The organism is Pseudomonas sp. K5002 (genome assembly GCF_013386655.1).
Classification (GTDB): Bacteria; Pseudomonadota; Gammaproteobacteria; order Pseudomonadales; family Pseudomonadaceae; genus Aquipseudomonas.
The window spans coordinates 1-767 of sequence record NZ_JACARK010001392.1; the positions used below are offsets into that span (position 1 = coordinate 1).

A 767-nucleotide genomic window follows, 5' to 3' on the forward strand; every position below is an offset into this window, starting at 1 on the left:
GGGATCCTCGGCGGGGCAACGGCGATCCTTGGCGGGATCGGCAGCGCGTTCCTGCCCTTCGCCCTGGCTGATGCCCATGGCAAGGCGCAGGACGCGTTCTATGGCCAGCTTGCGCCGGTGCTCAAGCAATACGGTTTGACTGGCGGGCCTACGGAGCCGGGTGATTATCCTGAAGACCCGATCCCGGCGATCAACACCTGACCTTCCCTTGCAGCCTTGCGCGAAGGGAGCCGCGCGGGGTTGTGTTTTTGAACATGCACAAAGGTTAATCACATGACGTATTCACACCGCGGCCACCTTGAAGACAGCGCTATTGAAATCCACTTTGGCCCTTATCAACTGCTGCCCCGACGTCATCTGCTGCTGAAAAACGGTGAGCCGGTGAGCCTGGGCAGTCGGGCCCTGACGTTGCTGATTGCCCTCGCTTCGCGGCCTGGTGAGCTGTTGGAGAAGACCCAATTGCTGGACATCGCCTGGCCACGGTTGGTGGTGGAAGAGTGCAACCTGCGGGCGCAGATCAAGGCGATCCGCCGGGCGTTGGGGGATGATGATTCGGTGTATATCGCGACGGCGACGGGCCAGGGGTATCGGTTTGTTGCGCCGACCTGGGTGGAGCGTGGGGCGCAGAAAAAGCCGGTGGTGTTGGGGGTTTATAGTTGTCGGCGTTGTTTGGGGGATGAGGTGAGGCCGATGCGCGGCGTGCGGCAGGAGAGGCTTAACAGTTGAGGGGGGGATTTGGATCGGGGGCATATCCATTATTTGGGTGA

General features: G+C 61.0%; 2 protein-coding genes. Both read left to right on the plus strand.

Annotated features, from left to right (window positions below; genetic code table 11):
• The coding region (locus HX846_RS36645) for a hypothetical protein (RefSeq protein WP_178967394.1) at positions 1–201 on the plus strand (201 nt) is incomplete at its 5' end.
• A gap of 72 nt (positions 202–273) precedes the next feature.
• Complete coding sequence (locus HX846_RS36650; RefSeq protein WP_177028595.1) at positions 274–726, plus strand: winged helix-turn-helix domain-containing protein; 453 nt, start codon at positions 274–276, stop codon at positions 724–726.
• The last annotated feature ends 41 nt before the right edge of the window (positions 727–767 follow it).